The organism is Bacillus sp. TCT6, assembly GCF_056033845.1.
In genome coordinates, this window is sequence record NZ_JBVYHX010000001.1 from 309,629 (window position 1) to 328,769 (window position 19,141).

Consider the following 19,141-nt stretch of genomic DNA (forward strand, 5'->3'; position numbering starts at 1 on the left):
AAGGGATCAAAGAAATGATGAAGTTTTATCTCTTTTATATGAGTAAAGGGTCTAGAGTGAATGTTGTCCTTTTCATTATTTATTCAACTCTATTGCGACTTGTTTACCATTTACGAAAACCTCTACTACCGCTACTACAACTTCCATTACTTTTTTCATCTCTCATCTCTCCTTGTTTTTTGTTTCATTTCTTACTCTCAGTATAAGGAGATACAGTAATTACAACTATCGAATTGGATGACAAGAGACTTACATTGTTGTAAGGATAATAGTTTAGTTTGTAATAAAGTGAAACTTTAATCAATGGGGCTTTTCTTCATCCACCACTGATTATTAGCCCTCACCAATCGGGCATTAACGGGCAGCCCTACCCCCACCTAACTTCTTTGCTTCCGCTGAATTTTGAGGTGGGGGTCTTACTGCCTGTTAATGCGGGATAAATTTAATCCAAGGTTAAGATTCGGAATTTTCCGTTGTTTTGAACTATAATTAGAAAGAGGGGGGATAATATGAAAAGAATTCTTGTTATTAGTGATATTCATGGAGAAATAGAAAAGTTTGAACAGTTGTTGAAAGAAGCTCAATATAATGCGAAAAAGGATCAATTAATCTTACTGGGAGATTATGTAGATCGTGGTCCAAATGCGCGTGCTGTAATTGAAAAGGTAAAAGAATTGAAAGAAGAGGGAGCACTCATTTTAAAAGGAAATCATGAAGATATGATGATTAAGGCGTTAACGACAAATGAGGAACGTTCATGGAACCATTGGGTAAAAAGAAATGGTGGAGATAAGACATTATATAGTTATGGATTTGTAGAAGAAGATATTGCGGTTAATGAGAAAGACTTCCAAAAACCGATTTTACAATCTTCTGTATTAGAGGAACATATAAAGTTTATTCAAGAATTAGATCATTACATTGAAACAGAAGAGTATATATTTGTACATGCTGGGGTTGAGCCGATGAAACGAGTTTCTGAATCTGAACCATATACGTTAATGTGGATCCGTAATGAATTTCATAATGGATATAGCGGTGAAAAGGTTGTTGTATTTGGGCATACGGAAACAAAAACGCTTCATAGTAGTGAGGATTGCGGAGTGTATTTTGGTAGTAATCGTATTATTGGAATTGATGGCGGGGCTGTGTATGGTGGTCAGCTAAATTGTTTGGAGTTGCCAAGTAAAAAGGTATATGTAATAAAAAATTGAAAGAGATAAGAGGAATCTTATTTCTTTCAATTTTTTATTAAGGTAAATTTAAGACAAAGTTTTTATAATAAAACTTCAAAATTTTAGAAGGAAATAGCTGAAAATGAAATTACGTAATATAACTACATTCTTTTGTTATGAAGAGAAGAAATGTAATAATAAATAGAATTGAACTATTTGATGGAAGGTGAGAGCATGCGCTTACTTGTAGTAGAAGATAATACTTCGTTATTAGAATCTATCGTACAAATTTTGCGTGATGAATTTGAAGTGGATACAGCATTGAATGGAGAAGATGGATTGTTTTTAGCGCTTCAAAATATATATGATGCAATTTTGTTGGATGTGATGATGCCAGGGATGGACGGATTTGAAGTGATTCAAAAAATACGTGATGAAAAGATTGAAACACCAGTCCTGTTTTTGACAGCGAGAGATTCTTTAGAAGATCGGGTGAAGGGATTGGACTTTGGTGGAGATGACTATATCGTTAAGCCATTTCAGGCCCCTGAATTAAAAGCGAGAATTCGCGCTTTACTACGCAGAAGTGGTAGTTTAACAACGCAGCAAACGATTCGCTATAAAGGGATTGAATTGTTCGGAAAAGATAAAGACGTTCAAGTAGATGGACAAGGTATTAAGTTGACATTGAAACAATATGAGCTACTAGAGTATCTCATTCAAAATAGCGGGAAGATTTTAATGCGTGAACAAATTTTTGATCGTGTTTGGGGATTTGATTCAGATACGACAGTAGCGATTGTAGAAGTGTATGTGCATCATTTACGTAAAAAATTAGAGCCATTCGGTTATCAGAAAGATATTCAAACCGTTCGAGGTATTGGATATATATTAAAAGAACAATGAGAAAAGGAAGTATGTTTCAAAAGACACGCATTCGTTTGACTATAGTGAATTCATTAGTATTTATCCTATTAATAGGTATATTAGGCAGTATTATTTATTCATACACATATAAGCGTATTTATAATGAAGTGGATCAATCTATAAAAATGATGGCTCAGTATAGAGAAAAATTAGATGTTAAAATACCACCAAGAAAACGCATAGAGAATATCCAGATTGGAGATCCGCGAGTAACTAGAATAACTTGGAATGGGAAAATAGTGAAAATAGAGGGCGATAACCGTAAATTCCGTTCTATTTTTGAAGAGAATTTGGAAAAGTTTTCTCCAAAAAAATTAGGGGAGTTACAAGATATTGAAGTACAAGGACGATATTTTAGAGCATTTTCGCTTCAAAAAGATGGAGAAATAGTTCAAATCGTGCGAGATATAACAGCGGAAGAAAGAATGTTAAATACTTTATTTTTAATCCTCGTTATAGGTTGTAGCATAGGAAGCCTCTGTGCGATAGGTATCGGCTTTTTCCTAGCTGGCAGAGCACTTGTACCTATTCAAAATTCATGGGAGAAACAGCAGCAATTCGTTTCTGATGCATCACATGAACTAAGGACACCGCTTGCAGTTATTCAATCAAAAACGGATGTGTTATTCCAATCACCATCCGCTACGATAGAAGAAAAAGCGATGGATATTTCTACAATTTCAAAAGAATGTAGGCGGTTATCGAAACTCGTTAGTAATTTATTATTGCTAGCACGTTCTGATTCTAATCAAATTGAGATGGATAAGAAAACATTTGAACTTGATAAATTGTTAGAAGAAATAGTAGCTCCATATAAAGAGATTGCTTCTTATCAGGAAAAAGAAATGATACTAAAAGTAGAACGTGGTGTATCTTTTATGGGGGATAGAGAGCGGATTCATCAAATGATGGTCATACTGTTAGATAATGCGATGAAGTATACAAACGAAGGTGGGCATATTCAAATAGATTGTACGCAAACGAGTAGTTCAATTCGTATACAGGTGAAGGATGACGGGATAGGAGTGAAAGAAGAAGATATTCCGAAATTATTTGATCGTTTTTATCAAGGGGATAAAGCAAGAAGTACGTCAGAAGGAGCTGGATTAGGTCTTTCAATCGCAAATTGGATTGTAGAAAAGCATTATGGAAAAATATCAGTAGAGAGCAGATGGGGAAATGGCACTTGTTTTGAAGTGATTTTCCCTAAAAATCAAAAAATATAAGTAAGAAGACGATCTTGTTTTTACAAGGTCGTCTTTTTTTTAAGGGAAAGTTAAGAAACTATTTATATTATGTATGGCATAAAGAACGTTCGTTACATGAAGAAGAGACTAGGTGTATGTGAGTGGATTTTATCAATCATAATGTTATCTCAAGCAGCGATGAGATGTATGTATAGTATTAAAAAAATTATGGGAATGCTGAAAAAGAAAGTGTAAGAGGGAGGAATTAATTTTGAAAAAGAAAATGATGACGGTATTCACTATTGGAGTAATGAGTTTAAGCATATTAGGGGGTGCCTCTCCTTCTGAAACACAAAAAGGAAAGACAGATTACACGCAGCGCAGTAAAGAACAATTGAACAATGGTAAGATACATGCAGTGCATACAGAAGAAAAAGCAGAGGAACTAGGTATTGAAACGGAAGGAAAAGAACAAATTACATTAGAAAAAGAAATTCATGAAACAGAAGTAGGAAGGGAAGCAGAGCAGTTAGGTATTTCGATTGAAGGAAAAGATGTTGGGACGCTGTCAGAAGAAATCTATGAAACAAAAGTAAAGCAAGAAGCGTTAAAGCTAGGTATATCTATAGAGAATACATCAATTGTAGATTTAATTACTCAAATTAATACGATTAAAATTAAAGATGAAGCAGATAAATTAGGCATTTCTACAGATGGAAAAGAAATTGAAGACATCGCGGAAGAAATCTACGGAACGAAAGTAAGAGAAGAAGCAGGAAAGTTAGACATTTCTCAAAAAGGAAAAGAAATTGAAGAGTTAGCACAAGAAGTGTACGAACAAAAAGTACAGGAAGAAGCAAAAAAATATCATATTGATTTGTACGGTAAAGATATATATCAAATATTAAAAGAAATTAATGAACAAAAGGTGCTACAAATGGCAGATGAGCTTAATATGGATAAAATGAATATGAATATTCAAGAGTTAGCGGAAAAGATAAAAAAAGATCAGCCTGAAAAAGGAAAAGAACTAAATTTTGTACCGATGATTAGAACGGATGCTGACGCATTTTATTCTTATTTAACGAATTAATAAGGGCGTGAAAGTGATAAGAAAATTGAAGTGGTATATATGTACAGCTTTACTAGGTGCAGCAATATGGAGTGTATATACAAATGGAATTCCAAAGTATGTAGAGAAGTTTACATTCTCAAATATACAAAGAGGAAAAGAAACGGAGTTTAGTAATAACGATGAAAAAGTCATCTTATCAAATGTTCCATTAATTCAGCAGTTACCAGAATTGGATAGAGGCTGTGAAGTGACAAGTTTAGCAATGATGTTACAATACGCTGGTGTTTCAGTGGATAAGATGACATTAGCAAATGAAATAAAAAAAGTTGATTTTATAGACGATGGTGTGCGCGGGAATCCGAATGAAGGATTTGTAGGTAATATTTATACATTCTCTGAATCAGGATATGGTGTATATCATGGGCCACTTTTTCAGTTAGCAGAAAAATATTTACCTAATAAAGCTGTAGACTTAACTGGGAAGAATATAGAAGAGATTTATAAGAGTGTAAAAGCAGGGAAACCGGTAGTCATGATTACGAATGCAACATTTGCACCATTAGATGAAGATGAATTTACTACATGGGAAACAAATAGTGGAGATGTTTCTATTACGTATAATGAACATTGTATTGTACTTATTGGGTATGATCAGGAATCTGTATATATTCGAGATCCACTTGAGGATAGCTTAGATGTAAAAGTACCGAGAGAAAGCTTTGAACAGGCATGGGTGCAAATGGGGAGTCAGGCAATTAGTTATGTAAAGAGCTCCAAATAAATTAGGATGAAGAGTTTTAGTAAGATGACTATAAGGCGAAGGATAGAGATTGAAGATTATAAGAGAAATTTTTTAGAGTAGAAGCTGTTGAAAAATAAGAGAACTTTAGTATATATAATGCTAAAGTTCTCTTATTTTTATGATTAAAATCCTTATTAAGGAGTGAATATGGAAAAATGCATAATTGACGAAAAATTTACATGTTATCATTATATATTGTTTTATGTATGTTAATTGTATAAAATGACACAAGTATCCACATTACATAAAGGAGGCTTATTATGCAAAAAATATTTAACTGGGTTAAATGTATGAGTATCAAGAAAAAATTAATCATTTCATTTTTTATTATTTTAACTATACCAGGAATTATTATCGGTGGTGTTTCATATCAAACTGCCAAAACAAATTTTGAACATCAAATGACAGATAAAGCAAAGGAGAATATTTCAGTTTTAAATACTGTTATTTCTCAAAATATAGAAGAGAAATTTGTTGATGCGACGTATTTTGCAGACATCTTAACAGAGGATACATATCCAAATGGACAAGAAGAGATAGTGAGAACGAAGTTAGCACAATATATAAAGCTTCATCCAGAAGTAGAAGGTATTTATATTGGAACGCAGACGGGAAAGTTTATAAGAGAACCATTTATCCAAATGGCTGATGGGTATAATCCAACAGATAGATCTTGGTATAAAGAAGCACATGAAAATAAAGGGAAAGTAATTGTTACTGCACCATATCAATCAGCATCTACAAAAAATATGGTAGTGACCATTGCGAAAGAAGTAAAAGATGGTAAAGGTGTTATAGGAATTAACTTAAATTTAGATAACATCTTAAAAATTTCCAAAATGATTAACATTGGTGAAAAAGGTTATGCAGTTATTTTAGATCAAAATAAGCAAATTGTTAGTCATCCATCTAGAAAACCAGGTGCGAAAGTTACTGATCCTTGGGTTAAACCAATTTATGAAGATAAACAAGGAAATGTGTCTTATACAGAACAAGATGATAAAAAGAATTTAATCTTTGTAACAAATGAAAAAACCGGCTGGAAAGTAGTTGGAGTTATGTTCGATGAAGAAATTACCCAAGCTGCCAGTCCAGTGTTTTATAAGACTTTAATTGTTATTGCTATCGCTATTGCATTTGGTAGTGTATTAATTTATTTCATTACAAGGTCTATTACAGGGCCATTACGAAAAATAGCTGAATCAGCATATAAAATTAGTAAGGGAGATTTAACAGAGAAAATTACAATCCATTCTAAGGATGACATAGGGAAATTAGGGACTTCATTTAATGAAATGTCTACGTCTTTACAAGATGTTATTACCCAAATTAGCTTTTCAGCAGAACATGTCGCGGCATCGGCTGAGGAGTTAACAGCGAGCGTACAGCAAGCAAATGATGCGACAGATCAAATTACAATTGCAATGGAACAAGTATCAGGTGGGGCTGAATCACAAAGTCAAGGTGTTGAAGAAGGTGCGGCTACATTACAACAAGTAAATACAGCAATTCAAGATGTAACCGGAAGCGCAGAGTCAATTTCTATTTCCTCATTACATGCGAGAGAAAGAGCTGAAGAGGGAGAAGATTTAGTTGAACAAACTGCAAAACAAATGCAGTCTATTTCTAGGTCGGTATCCGAGTCAGATGCTATTATTAAACTTCTTGATGAGAAATCAAAGCAAGTAGGAGCTATTTCTGAAGCAATTCAAAACATAGCTACTCAAACGAACTTATTAGCTTTAAATGCGGCTATTGAAGCAGCAAGAGCAGGTGAACAGGGTCGAGGATTTGCTATTGTAGCAGATGAGGTTAGAAAATTAGCAGAGCAATCAGGAGAGTCATCTGGAGAGATTGCAAATTTAATTGCAGAAATTAAGGCGGATATTGAACATACTGTTAAGGCAATGGATAATGTGAATGGAGAAGTTCAACAAGGCCTTGATGTTGTAACAAAAACGAAAGTAAGTTTTACGGAAATTTTAAGTTCTACTACACATATTGTTTCTCAAGTTAATCAAATGGTAGAAACAACGAAGAGAATTGCTGGAGATGCAAATGAAGTGACAAATGCTATTGATGAAATTGCAGCGGCTGCAGAAGAAAATACAGCTAGTATGCAAAGTGTTGCAGCTTCAACAGAAGAACAGGTTAATTCAATGGAGGAAATTAGTTCAGCTTCGCAAAACTTAGCTGGGATGGCCGAAGAACTACAAGCGATGACTAGTAAATTTAAAGTATAATAACAGCAGATAAGTAAGGTGAAAATAATATCACCTTACTTATTTTTCTATTCAGCAATTAGGGGAGTCATTAACGGGATGAAAAAAAGAAAAAGACTATGGAATTTGTGGAAAACGATTACATTGTTAGTTTGTACAGTTGTAATTTTTTCTTTACTTGTGACAGATATATTAATTAGTCATAATGTAGAACGGGCGACGGAGGATAGCCAAGCAGAGAAAGCAAAAACAATTGCACACATTGTGGCGAATGATTCAATTGTAATCAATGGCTTGGTTGGGAAAGCGGATACTCCTGCAATCCAAACGTATACAAATAGGATATTAAAAAACACAGGTGTTCAATTTATTGTAGTTATGGACATGGATGGAATAAGAAAATCTCATCCAGATCCTCAAAAAATAGGTCGTCATTTCATTGGTGGGGACGAAGGGCCTGCATTGAAAGGAAAAGAACATGTATCGTTAGCAGAAGGAACTTTAGGTATTTCCATGCGAGTGTTTGTACCAATATTTTCTGAAACAGGTGAACAACTTGGAGCAGTGGCCGTTGGTATTTCAGCAGATAATGTAAAAGAGAGAGTTAAGGAAAGTAGACATATCATTTATATTGGTGTCGGAGTTGGAGTATTAGTCGGAATTATAGGAGCAATATTGCTAGCTAGACATATCAAGAAAAGTTTATTCGGTCTTGAGCCTCACAGGATAGCAAAAATTCTTGAAGAAAGAAATACGATGCTACAATCTGTAAAGGAGGGGATCATTGCTGTAGATAAAGAGGCTAGAGTAACGTTAATTAATAATGAAGCAAAACGTCTATTTAAAAAAAGTGGACTTGAAGAAAATTTTATCGGTAAAGATGTTGAGTTGTATATGCCAAATTCACGTATAAAAGAAGTATTGCAAACGGGAGAAGTACAATTAAACGAAGAACAAAATATTTATGGAATTACGATTGTGACGAATCGAGTTCCTTTATATGTAAAAGGAGAAATAGTGGGTGCAATTGCAACATTTCGTGATAAAACAGAGATTAGAAAACTAGCAGAGGAACTAACTGGTATTAGACTATATGCAGAAGCATTACGGGCACAATCTCATGAGTTTATGAATAAGATGCATGTCGTATTAGGGCTTACACATATGAAACAGTATGAAGAATTACAGAAGTATATAAGCGGTATGGTATCAGAGCATCAATATGAAATTGGTGGAGTTATGAAAAGAATAAAAAGTCCAGTATTTGCTGGTTTTTTACTAGGTAAGCTCAGCTATGCTAGAGAGAAAAATATAAAATTAATTATAAGTGAAGATTCTTATATGCCGGAAATAGATGATGAAAGTATTACTCATGAACTTATTACGATTGTCGGAAATTTAATTGATAATGCATTAGAAGCAGTGACGAATTGTGAAAAGAAGCAAGTTGAAATTGAGATACAACATGGGGATATATTAACTATTACAGTACAAGATACGGGAAAAGGTATACAAGAAAAAGAAATAGAGGAATTATTTACGAAAGGTTATTCCACAAAGGGAGATAACCGGGGTTATGGTTTGTATCTTGTAAAAGAAAGTATACAGCGAATAAATGGGGAAATTCATATGCATTCATTAGTAGGAAAGGGAACAACGATAACAATTGAAATACCTAAAGGTAGGGATGAGAGGCAAATATGATTAAAGTTTTAATTGTAGAAGATGACCCGATGGTAGCAATGTTAAATACGCACTATTTAGAGCAAGTAGGAGGGTTTGAACTTGTTCAAGCAGTTAACTCAGTAAAGTCGGCGATAGAAGTATTAGAGACATCACGAGTGGATTTAGTATTACTTGATATTTTTATGCCTGAAGAGACTGGGTTTGAGCTTTTAATGTATATCCGGAACCAAGAAAAAGAAATCGATATAATGATGATTTCAGCTGTACATGATATGGGGAGTATTAAAAAAGCATTACAATATGGAGTTGTAGATTATTTAATTAAACCATTTACATTTGAACGATTTAAAGAGGCATTAACTATATATCGAGAAAAATTTACTTTCATGAAAGAACAGCAAAAAATTAGTCAATCGGAATTAGATTCGTTAATTTTACAAAAAGAAAAAAGAGAGCCTACTGTCACTAAAGAGCTTCCGAAAGGGTTAACGAAGCAAACGTTGCAATTAATTTGGCAGAAGATCGAGTTGCTGAATGGAAGAGTGTTTACAACAGATGAAATGGCACAATTAGTTGGAATTTCAAGAGTTTCTATTCGAAAATATGTAATGTTTTTGACTGACATTGGGGTGTTAGAAAACGAAATGATGTACCAACATGTGGGAAGACCTGTAAGTAAATTAAGATGTGTTGATCAAAAGAAAATAGAGTTTTACGTATAAGCGACTTAGTATAAGTCGCTTGTACTTTTTTTAATTACAAAATCAATTACAAAACTTACAAAAACTATTTTTACTATTGAAAGCGTTTTAATATTGTTATTAAGAAAACGAGGGGGTGCCATATGGGAATTCGAAAAAATGTGGAAGCGGTATCATTTCCTGAAGGAAATGAAGTACAAAGAGAATCTTTCGCTTCTAAAATTATGAATGTAAAAATCGGTGTTATACCTTTACCGTTATATGTAGTATTGGCTGCTATTATTTATGGGGCATCTGTATATAATAAATTGCCAGCAGATATGATTGGTGGATTTGCAGTTATTATGATCATGGGGATTTTCTTAGGTGATATTGGGATGAGAATTCCAATTTTAAAAAATATCGGCGGTCCAGCAATACTTTCGTTATTTATTCCATCATTACTTGTATTTTTTAACTGGATGAATCCAGCTTCAATGGAAGCTGCGACAATGTTAATGAAAAAATCGAACTTTTTATATCTATATATTTCTTGTTTAGTAGTCGGAAGTATTTTAGGAATGAACCGTAAAGTGTTAGTACAAGGTTTCGTTCGTATGTTTATTCCTTTAGTAGTAGGGACGTTCGCTTCTGTAGCAGTAGGATTATTGGTCGGTTCACTATTTGGATTTGAAATGAAGCAGACATTCTTCTTTATCATCGTACCAATTGTGAGTGGTGGTATCGGAGAAGGAATTTTACCATTGTCGCTAGCTTATAGTGACATTTTAAATGAATCATCAGCAACGTTTGTATCGCAGCTTATTCCAGCAGCTATTATTGGAAATATGTTCGCAATCGTGAGTGCAGGGTATATGAAGCGTTTAGGTGAGAAGAAACCAGAGCTTAGTGGTAACGGTGTATTAGTGAAAACAGACAATCAAGCAGAATTATTAAAAGAACAAAATACAGAGAAGCCAATTGACTTCTCATTAATGGGAGCAGGTTTATTAATTGCGTGCACGTTCTTCATCTTCGGAGGATTTGCTTCTAAGTTCATCGGTATTCCTGGGGCAATCATTATGATTTTCTCAGCAGCACTTGTGAAATACTTTAAATTAATGCCAGCGAAAATGGAGCAAGGAGCATTCCATTTATATAAATTTATTTCAAAAAATTTAACTTGGCCTTTAATGGTTGGATTAGGATTGCTATATATTCCGTTAAAAGACGTAGCAGCAGTTCTTTCAGTAGGATATGTTGTTGTGTGTGCATCGGTTGTTCTTACAATGGTAGCATCAGGTTTTCTTGTAGGGAAAGTGATGAAAATGTATCCAGTTGAATCAGCGATTGTAACTGGATGTCATAGCGGTTTAGGTGGAACTGGAGATGTCGCTATTTTATCGGCTTCAAATCGTATGGAATTAATGCCGTTCGCGCAAATTTCTACTCGTTTAGGCGGGGCAGCAATGGTTGTAACAGCGACAATATTATTAAAGATGTTTTCATGATTAAACAAGCTAGCTATATTCATATAGCTAGCTTGTCAAATTAAGGGGAGATTATAAGTATGTTAGCAAATCAAATTAATGAAAGATCATTGTTATTGCATAAAGAGTTAGTAGGGAAAATTGAAATTACAAGTAAAGTGGAGGTAAATTCAGCGGATGATTTAAGCCTGACGTATACACCAGGTGTAGCTGAGTCTTGTAAAGCAATTGCGGCAGATGAAGAAACGGTGTATGACTATACAGCACGTGGTAATATGGTGGCGGTTGTCTCAGATGGAACAGCGGTACTTGGTTTAGGAAACATTGGACCAAAAGCGGCTATGCCTGTTATGGAAGGAAAAAGTATTTTGTTTAAGAAGTTTGCGAATGTAGATGCTTTCCCATTATGTTTAGGCACAACGGATGTAGATGAAATCGTTACCCTTGTAAAAAATTTAGAGCCTACATTTGCAGGGATTAATTTAGAAGATATTGCAGCACCACGTTGTTTTGAAATTGAAAAACGATTAAAAGAAGAAACGAATATTCCTATATTCCATGATGATCAACATGGAACAGCTATTGTCGTTTTAGCAGCTGTTATTAATGCATTAAAAGTTGTTAGCAAACAAATGGATAATGTGAAAATCGTTATTAACGGTGCGGGTTCGGCAGGAATTGCAATTGGAAAATTATTATTAAAGGCTGGTGCAAAGTACATTACATTAGTTAGCTTAGAAGGTATTGTTTGTGAAGGTGAAACATGGATGAACGAAGCGCAAATTGAAGTTTCAAAAAAGACAAATCGTGAACATGTGCGTGGAACGTTAAAAGAAGCGATTCACCAAGCTGATATTTTTATTGGCGTATCTGCTCCTAACGTATTAACGAAAGAACTTGTACAGACGATGAATGAGAAAGCAATTGTGTTTGCGATGGCGAATCCAATTCCAGAAATCTTCCCTGAGGATGCATTAGAGGCTGGGGCAGCTGTAGTAGGAACTGGGCGCTCGGATTATGCGAATCAAGTAAATAATGTATTGGCGTTTCCCGGAATATTCCGCGGTGCGTTAGATGTGCGCGCGACTGATATTACAGAAGAGATGAAATTAGCGGCAGCATATGGGATCGCTAACATCATTACGGACGAAGAACGTAATGCGAATTATGTAATCCCGAATCCATTAGATAAAAGAGTTGTTCCAAGTGTTGCAGAAGCAGTAGCGAAAGCAGCTATTGATTCAGGCGTGGCGCAAATTACGAAAATAACAAGTTATTAATAGCTAAAAGCAGTGCCTAAAAAGGCACTGCTTTTTTGAGATAAGAAATCAAAATAATGAAGAAGTGTAGAATTATTTATGTTTCTTCACTATTTATTTAATTCCATTGCAACTTGTTTACCATTTACTAAAACCTCAGTTACTGCTACGATCACTTCTATCATTTTTTTCATCTCTCATCGTTTCATTTCTTACTTTAAGTATAAGAGAAGAGAGATAATTCAACTATCGAAGTACATGACGTAGAAATTACATTGTTGTAAGAAAGTGGTTTATTTTTGTCACTTTACTCAGCGGTGATTACAAACTGATCATAATATTTTTCATTCACATATATATTTAATAACCATAATCCAGATGAAGGTAGTGACATAGCGAGAGGGAGTTCGCTTGTAGTAGAATCGATTGTATTTGAAGTAGTCCAAGTTTGTTTGGAAGTTTCTTTTTGAAAGAGTACTGGTGTTGGAGTTACAGATCCTTGTTTTAGCGCAATAATAGACAATTTTCCAGTTGGTATTTCAGAATCTAGAAAGTACCACATTATTTCATTTTGTTCATTTGCGATAATAGGACTATCAGCCATTGCGATTTTTTTTTCGATGCCTTTTAAAGGTATTTTTCCGTCTATGAATGAGGGTGCTTCTTCCCAATTTACATCTTTTAAAACACTAAGGTGAAAGAAGGAAGGTGCGTTCACTTGAGCGGATGATGTTGTGACAGCTTCTGTTTTAGGTACTTTTGAATCAGGTTGTGCTTGTGTGCATCCAGTGATGAGGAAGGAGAGAAGTAGCATAGTTCCGATTTTTTTCATGGTGCCACACTCCTAGTTTTTATTGTTAGTGTAATTGTATTTGCTAGAAGGCGGGACAATTCCTTTAAATTATAAAAAGAGGTCGTAAGTTTTGTACGACCTCTTTTGACATTTTTTATCCCGTAAAAGCCCGATTGGTGTAGGTTAATAATCTGTGGGGGGGATGAACAAACCCACACTGATTAAAGTTTCACCTTATATTTGTTCCGTTGTATAGGTTGGTTCGGTTTCTTTTTGAGGCATCGTCAAAAAAATAACGGACAGAACGATACATACGCCGCCTAATAATTGATATGTTCCAAAAGATTCATTTAGCCAAGTGATTGAAACGATGGCAGCTACAAGGGGTTCAATGCTAGATAAAATGCTTGTTTCTGTTGCGGCTAAATATTTCAGACTACCGATATAAAGAAGGAAAGAAAGAGTGCCGCTTATAATGATAAGAATAAGCATAGAAAAAGTTTTTGGTGTAAAGGTTTGTGAAAGCTGACTCCATCCAAACGAACTATTACAAATAAGCAGGGCGATGCCGCCGATTAACATCCCCCAGCCAATTACTATGGTTGTTCCGCATGCTTTAATAAGCGAAGCTGGATGGAGGGTATAAAATGCAAATCCGATTGCTGTTAATAGTCCAAAAATAATAGCTTCTTTAGATAAAACAACATTTTCAATTGAGCCATTTGTAATAATGAAGTATGTCCCTGTTAGCGCAGTTATAATTGCGAATAGTTGCATAGAAGCAGGGAATTTTCTTTGTTCAAATGCAACATACATGGTAATAAGAACAGGACCTAGAAATTGAAATAGCGTTGCTGTGACCGCGTTACTAATATGAACCGTTTCGATAAAGGCGTATTGTGCACCGAGCATGCCGAGAATAGAGAAAATAATAAGTTGTATAGAATATCTAGGGTGTTTCCAAATTTGAAATATGTTTTGTTTCTTTGTAAGTAAGAAAGACAAAATAAATATTCCTGCAAGCAACAAGCGAATTGTTAAAAAATCAATTGAGGATACATTAGTATGCTGAAATAGCCACTGAATCATTGGACCAGATAATCCCCATAATGTAGCCCCTGTAATAATCATAATAAGTCCGATACGTCTACCATTGTTCATTATCATGTTTCTCCTCTCCGGTATTTGATTTTTTATGTGTGACATGATAAAAGGAATTATATATAACTTCTGGTACTGTAAAAAGTATCAGATTTTAGTTTTATTAAGGGGTCAGATATTATGTTAGAATTAACGCCTAATTTAAATGTGAATAGTAAAAAGGCATTATATGTGCAATTGTATGAGTATATAAAAAAAGAAATTAAAGATGGATCGATTGTACCTTTTACGAAATTACCAGCTAAGCGAAAGTTAGCGATACATTTACAAGTAAGTAAAAATACAGTAGAGGCAGCGTACGAACAATTACTTGCAGAAGGTTATATTGAGTCGATATCGAGAAAAGGTTATTTTGTATGCAAGATTGAGCAAATGGTTCATGTAGAGGATTGCGGAGAGAGAATAGAAGAAGTACCGTTTCAGGAGAAGAGTTATAAATTTGACTTTACACAAACAGGAATTGATACAAATGCTTTTCCATTCAATATGTATCGGAAAATTGTAAATGAAGTATGGCAGCCGCATAATAACGAACTTCTCTTTCTAGGACACCCTCAAGGGGAAGCGAGCTTAAGAGAAGAGATTACGAATTATTTGTATGAATCTAGAGGTGTGCGTTGTTCAGCTAGTCAAATTGTATTAGGAGCGGGAACACAAATATTAGTGAAACTATTGTTTCAATTGTTAAAGGGAAGCAATTATGCAGTTGAAAACCCAGGGTATCATAGGAAGATGGTTGTTTTTGAACAGGGAGAAGCAAGAGTCCAAATGTTATCTTTAGATAGAGATGGAATTTGTATTGCAGATTTAGAAAATAGCAATGCGAATGTTGTATTTGTTACACCTTCCCATCAGTTTCCATATGGAATGATTATGCCTATTACGAGAAGGATGCAGCTCTTACAATGGGCAAAGAAAGAAGAGGGCAGGTATATGATTGAAGATGATTATGATAGTGAATTTCGCTATTCTGGAAAGCCTATACCGGCGCTACAAGGGTTAGATACAGAGGGGAAAGTTATTTATATGGGGACGCTATCTAAAGCATTATTGCCATCGCTACGGATGAGCTATATGGTGTTGCCGAAGAAATTAATTAAAAAGTATCAACAGCAATATTTATTTTATACACAAAGTGTTTCAAGAATGGACCAAGAAGTGATTAGAAGATTTTTAAATGAAGGCTATTGGGAAAAACATATTCATAAAATGCGTGTCGTCTACCGAAAGAAGAGAGATCGACTTGTTTTTGAAATAGAGAAGTATTTCTCTAATCGTGTTGAAGTGATAGGAGAAGATTCGGGATTACACATTTTATTAAAAGTGCATAACGGAATGCGGGAAGAAGAATTAATTCAAGAAGCTGCGAAACATAGTATCAAAATATATCCTGTGTCTACGTACTATAAAGACGGTACGGCGCCTGAGAGTGTAGTTTTACTTGGGTTTGCGATATTATCAGAGGAAGAAATTGCGAAAGCGATTCAATTATTACACACGGCATGGTTTACCAGAAAGTAAAAAACATCCTCCAAACATGAGGATGTTTTTTATTATTTATTTTCATCTAAGAATAAGACCATATGCTCTTCGTCCCAATATTGTCCGTTATATTTTAATGAACGTTCTTGTACACCGAATGTTTTAAAACCTAATGATTCATAAAGTTTTTTCGCTCCATCGTTGCCAACAACAACATCAAGCATAACTTGTTCTACTTCTAAAGATTTAGCAAGCTCAAGACATTCTTTAATAAGTGCTTTTCCTGCTCCAAGTCCACGTGCTTTTGGAGATACATATACAGAACCGATTTTAGCTTTATGTTCTTGTTTTACATATGGTTTCGTTTCCAGTGTTGCAACCCCGATTAATTTTCCATCTTTAAATGCACCTAGCGTATAGTTTTCATCTTGTGCTAATTTTTGTGCTTTATATTCAATCGCACACTCTTTATTAATAATATCTTCATAAGAAGAGCTGAATGCTTCGGGGTTTTGCTTTAATCCTTCTACGCGAAGTTCTAAGTAAATTTCTGCTTCGTCTTTTGTTAATACATGGATATCCAATTATATCACCCTCCAAATCTTTGCAAATGTACCTTTATTTTATATTGAAATAAGAATAATTTCAAAAGCTTAGCTTATATGAGCTGTTTTTATGAACAAAATAACACCAGTAGTGTTTACTACTACTGGTGTTTTCACACGCATATTATTCAAAAGGTAGCTCGATTATAAAGTTTGTTCCCGCTCCTAATTGGCTTGTTACTAGAATAGAACCGTTATGCAATTCTACAATTTCCTTTGCAACAGCTAGCCCGATACCTTTTCCGCCTGTAGCTCGTGTTCTAGATTTATCGACACGATAAAAGCGGTCAAAAATATGCGGGATATCTTCTTCAGGAATACCTTCACCTTCATCTTGTACACTTATTGTAAAAGAATCTGTTTCCATGAGTACACGTATCGTAATAGATGTGTTTTCTGGCGAATGTTGATAAGCGTTGTGTAATAAATTTAACATAACTTGTTCCATACGTCTTTCGTCTATACAAACTTCTAAATCATCTTTGCAATATACATGAAGTTGCATTTGCTTATTCGTTAATGTTGTTTTTGTTTTTTCAACCATTCGTTCTAAAAATGGCTGAAGAAGCACTTTTTGTTTTTTTATAACAAATTGGTGTTGTTCTAATTGTACAAGCATAAATAAATCTTGGACGAGATCGGTTACACTATCCGTTTCATCCTCAATGATTTGTAAGTATTCTTCTCGCTCCTCTTTTGTTAAAGAGTCTCTCTTTGCTACCTTTGCATAACCCTTCATATAGGTCAATGGAGTTAATAGTTCATGAGCGACACTAGCGAGAAATTCATTGCGCTCTTTTTTCATATACGTAAGTTCACTCGATAAATCTTCAATTGTTTTTGCTAAACTTCCGAGTTCATCATTCCGTTTAATACCTAATTGAATTGGTTTATTTAATTTTGACATTTTTTCTGTCGCTCTCTTCATTTTTACAAGTGGTTCTGTAATAACGCGTGAAAAAACAAAGACAGAAATTGTTGTTAAAATAATTGTTAAAACGCTAATGATAAGAAATTGGTTCATGAGTTTAAGTAACATATTTTCTAGGAAAGATGTTTTTAATAGCATATATAGCTTTCCTTGAAACTTTGTTGTGTTAAGTGGGCTTACTGTTGTGATGAACTTTGATTTTTTCCAGTTTCTTTCAACGACCAATCCGCCGTCTGGGACAGTTTCTGTTTTACAAGTAAGTTGTTTTTGCATATCTTTTGTTACGGGTTCTGAGGTGGAAATAATTTTGCCGTTATGGTCAGTAATAATGATAGCTATATCGGAGTTAGAAATTGATTCCGATTCAACTAAGTGTGCAGCCTCATTCGTAATATCGAACTCAGGATACACAGGACGTTTAGGATTTTTATTATGTTCAGCGTGTTTCATTTCTTTATAATATTCATCCCGTCTCTCGCGGCTTTTAATTTTTTTACTATAGCGATTACCTTTCTCTAAAAGAGCATCTGTTTCCTCTACAATACGCATTTTTGAAAGGCTTTTATAAAAAGATACGAAAGCAATTGTTTCAATACATAAAGCTAATATTAAAAAGTATGTCCCAATTTTAAGGGAAAGTTTACTCATTTTTTCACCATACCTTATTCATAATAAAGAGTCAGTGGTATACGATTTCCCACTGACCGAAGTAATTATTCACTTTTCCATTTATATCCGACTTTATAGACCGTTTCTAGGTAATCTTCAATTGGAAATCCTTTTTTGCGTAGTTTATCACGGATATTACGAATGTGTGAATCAATTGTTCTATATTCGATATCTGTTTCATAGCCCCAAATTTTTTCGATTAAATCATCTCGGCTATAAGCACGGTTTGTATTTTGCAAAAATAGTCCGAGTAACGAAAATTCGATAGGAGTTAATGAGATTTTTTCATCATAAACTGTGACAGTATGTTTCGTTTTATCCCACTCAATACCATTGAAACTAACAAAGCCATCTTTCTTTGTACGGCGTAATATAGCCTCGATTCGTGCGACTAATACATGCTCATCAAATGGTTTTGTAATATAATCATCTGCGCCCATCGTGAGGCCTTTCACCATATCGTAGTTTTGGTTGCGAGCTGTTAACATAATGATAGGAACGTTGGAAATTTGACGAATTTGATAGCAAGTATCCCATCCATCCATACTTGGCATCATAACATCTAATAAAATAATATCGAATTCTTTTTGTTCGATTAATTTTAGTGCTTCAAGGCCAGAGGTAGCTTTCATACAAAAATAGCCGCGAGGGCTTAAGAACAGATCTAATAATCGTAACATACGTTCTTCATCGTCTACTAATAAAATTTTTACCATAATCTTGTGCACCCCAAACTGTTCATTCTACTTGTATAGTTTACATGAAAATAGTCAACTACCCCCACTGAAATGAATCGTTTCAGTGGGGGCTTGAGTTTGAACGCTAGGTCTTTTCGTCCATCGCTAGACAGTTTGACGCTCTAGCATTCATGCCACCTTATGGTAACACCCCAAGTATGTTTTTGGTTGGTACTGGCAACGAATGATTGTTTTCCCACTTGCACCACCCTTTCGAAAAAGAGCAATTCTCCCTTGTGGAAGAAGCCACCACTCAGATG

At 34.6% G+C, this 19,141-nt stretch carries 16 protein-coding genes and 1 pseudogene; 12 read left to right on the forward strand and 5 right to left on the reverse strand.

What is annotated here, in order from left to right; translation table 11 throughout:
- Positions 1-509: 509 nt before the first annotated feature.
- From AC0ONG_RS01455 to AC0ONG_RS01505, 11 genes and pseudogenes are all read left to right on the forward strand, one after another.
- Positions 510-1,214, forward strand: a complete 705-nt coding sequence (locus tag AC0ONG_RS01455) for a metallophosphoesterase family protein (RefSeq protein ID WP_000821985.1) — start codon at positions 510-512, stop codon at positions 1,212-1,214.
- A gap of 195 nt (positions 1,215-1,409) precedes the next feature.
- Complete coding sequence (locus tag AC0ONG_RS01460) at positions 1,410-2,081, forward strand: response regulator transcription factor (RefSeq protein ID WP_001238636.1); 672 nt, start codon at positions 1,410-1,412, stop codon at positions 2,079-2,081.
- Complete coding sequence (locus AC0ONG_RS01465; RefSeq protein WP_012614732.1) at positions 2,078-3,328, forward strand: sensor histidine kinase; 1,251 nt, start codon at positions 2,078-2,080, stop codon at positions 3,326-3,328. The genes AC0ONG_RS01460 and AC0ONG_RS01465 overlap by 4 nt, the downstream gene beginning before the upstream one ends.
- 232 nt (positions 3,329-3,560) lie before the next feature.
- The gene (locus tag AC0ONG_RS01470) at positions 3,561-4,382 is read left to right on the forward strand and encodes a hypothetical protein (RefSeq protein ID WP_000728581.1); all 822 of its coding nucleotides are present in this window, start codon (positions 3,561-3,563) and stop codon (positions 4,380-4,382) included.
- 7 nt (positions 4,383-4,389) lie between these two features.
- Positions 4,390-5,145, forward strand: coding sequence for a C39 family peptidase (locus tag AC0ONG_RS01475; protein WP_003255893.1), 756 nt, complete (start codon positions 4,390-4,392; stop codon positions 5,143-5,145).
- Positions 5,146-5,567: 422 nt separating this feature from the next.
- Positions 5,568-6,470 (forward strand): annotated as a pseudogene (locus tag AC0ONG_RS01480) (HAMP domain-containing protein); the annotation flags it as partial.
- A gap of 120 nt (positions 6,471-6,590) precedes the next feature.
- Positions 6,591-7,409, forward strand: coding sequence for a methyl-accepting chemotaxis protein (locus AC0ONG_RS01485; protein WP_434166820.1), 819 nt, complete (start codon positions 6,591-6,593; stop codon positions 7,407-7,409).
- Between the two features lie 78 nt (positions 7,410-7,487).
- Positions 7,488-9,092: a sensor histidine kinase gene (locus AC0ONG_RS01490; RefSeq protein ID WP_000746398.1), complete on the forward strand. Its 1,605-nt coding sequence runs from the start codon at positions 7,488-7,490 to the stop codon at positions 9,090-9,092.
- Positions 9,089-9,796: a response regulator gene (locus AC0ONG_RS01495; protein WP_000598690.1), complete on the forward strand. Its 708-nt coding sequence runs from the start codon at positions 9,089-9,091 to the stop codon at positions 9,794-9,796. Before AC0ONG_RS01490 ends, AC0ONG_RS01495 begins: the two co-directional genes overlap by 4 nt.
- Before the next feature lie 122 nt (positions 9,797-9,918).
- Entirely contained in the window at positions 9,919-11,265 is a 1,347-nt protein-coding gene (locus AC0ONG_RS01500; protein ID WP_000512864.1) for a 2-hydroxycarboxylate transporter family protein, read from the forward strand.
- Between the two features lie 59 nt (positions 11,266-11,324).
- Entirely contained in the window at positions 11,325-12,524 is a 1,200-nt protein-coding gene (locus AC0ONG_RS01505; RefSeq protein ID WP_000880775.1) for an NAD(P)-dependent malic enzyme, read from the forward strand.
- Between the two features lie 286 nt (positions 12,525-12,810).
- Here the strand turns inward: AC0ONG_RS01505 and AC0ONG_RS01510 are convergent, their stop codons facing one another.
- Positions 12,811-13,335, reverse strand: a complete 525-nt coding sequence (locus AC0ONG_RS01510) for a DUF4871 domain-containing protein (protein WP_000719684.1) — start codon at positions 13,333-13,335, stop codon at positions 12,811-12,813.
- Between the two features lie 195 nt (positions 13,336-13,530).
- Positions 13,531-14,457, reverse strand: coding sequence for a DMT family transporter (locus tag AC0ONG_RS01515; RefSeq protein WP_001059061.1), 927 nt, complete (start codon positions 14,455-14,457; stop codon positions 13,531-13,533).
- A gap of 120 nt (positions 14,458-14,577) precedes the next feature.
- Here AC0ONG_RS01515 and pdxR point away from each other — a divergent pair, with 120 nt between their 5' ends.
- Entirely contained in the window at positions 14,578-15,978 is a 1,401-nt protein-coding gene (gene pdxR / locus AC0ONG_RS01520) for a MocR-like pyridoxine biosynthesis transcription factor PdxR (protein WP_000891922.1), read from the forward strand.
- A 32-nt stretch (positions 15,979-16,010) separates the two neighbouring features.
- Here the strand turns inward: pdxR and AC0ONG_RS01525 are convergent, their stop codons facing one another.
- The 3 genes from AC0ONG_RS01525 to AC0ONG_RS01535 form a co-directional block, all read right to left on the reverse strand.
- Positions 16,011-16,523 (reverse strand): GNAT family N-acetyltransferase, encoded by a 513-nt coding sequence (locus AC0ONG_RS01525; RefSeq protein WP_000351212.1) that lies wholly within the window; start codon positions 16,521-16,523, stop codon positions 16,011-16,013.
- Positions 16,524-16,668: 145 nt separating this feature from the next.
- Positions 16,669-18,123, reverse strand: a complete 1,455-nt coding sequence (locus AC0ONG_RS01530; protein WP_000041024.1) for a HAMP domain-containing sensor histidine kinase — start codon at positions 18,121-18,123, stop codon at positions 16,669-16,671.
- A gap of 65 nt (positions 18,124-18,188) precedes the next feature.
- Entirely contained in the window at positions 18,189-18,860 is a 672-nt protein-coding gene (locus AC0ONG_RS01535) for a response regulator transcription factor (protein WP_000238957.1), read from the reverse strand.
- Positions 18,861-19,141: the final 281 nt, after the last annotated feature.

Coding starts and splice junctions, on each gene's coding strand:
- AC0ONG_RS01455 (WP_000821985.1), top strand. CDS start 510: ATGAAAAGAATTCTTGTTATTAGTGATATTCATGGAGAAATAGAAAAG.
- AC0ONG_RS01460 (WP_001238636.1), top strand. CDS start 1,410: ATGCGCTTACTTGTAGTAGAAGATAATACTTCGTTATTAGAATCTATC.
- AC0ONG_RS01465 (WP_012614732.1), top strand. CDS start 2,078: ATGAGAAAAGGAAGTATGTTTCAAAAGACACGCATTCGTTTGACTATA.
- AC0ONG_RS01485 (WP_434166820.1), top strand. CDS start 6,591: ATGGAACAAGTATCAGGTGGGGCTGAATCACAAAGTCAAGGTGTTGAA.
- AC0ONG_RS01490 (WP_000746398.1), top strand. CDS start 7,488: ATGAAAAAAAGAAAAAGACTATGGAATTTGTGGAAAACGATTACATTG.
- AC0ONG_RS01495 (WP_000598690.1), top strand. CDS start 9,089: ATGATTAAAGTTTTAATTGTAGAAGATGACCCGATGGTAGCAATGTTA.
- AC0ONG_RS01500 (WP_000512864.1), top strand. CDS start 9,919: ATGGGAATTCGAAAAAATGTGGAAGCGGTATCATTTCCTGAAGGAAAT.
- AC0ONG_RS01505 (WP_000880775.1), top strand. CDS start 11,325: ATGTTAGCAAATCAAATTAATGAAAGATCATTGTTATTGCATAAAGAG.
- AC0ONG_RS01510 (WP_000719684.1), bottom strand. CDS start 13,335: ATGAAAAAAATCGGAACTATGCTACTTCTCTCCTTCCTCATCACTGGA.
- AC0ONG_RS01515 (WP_001059061.1), bottom strand. CDS start 14,457: ATGAACAATGGTAGACGTATCGGACTTATTATGATTATTACAGGGGCT.
- pdxR (WP_000891922.1), top strand. CDS start 14,578: ATGTTAGAATTAACGCCTAATTTAAATGTGAATAGTAAAAAGGCATTA.
- AC0ONG_RS01530 (WP_000041024.1), bottom strand. CDS start 18,123: ATGAGTAAACTTTCCCTTAAAATTGGGACATACTTTTTAATATTAGCT.
- AC0ONG_RS01535 (WP_000238957.1), bottom strand. CDS start 18,860: ATGGTAAAAATTTTATTAGTAGACGATGAAGAACGTATGTTACGATTA.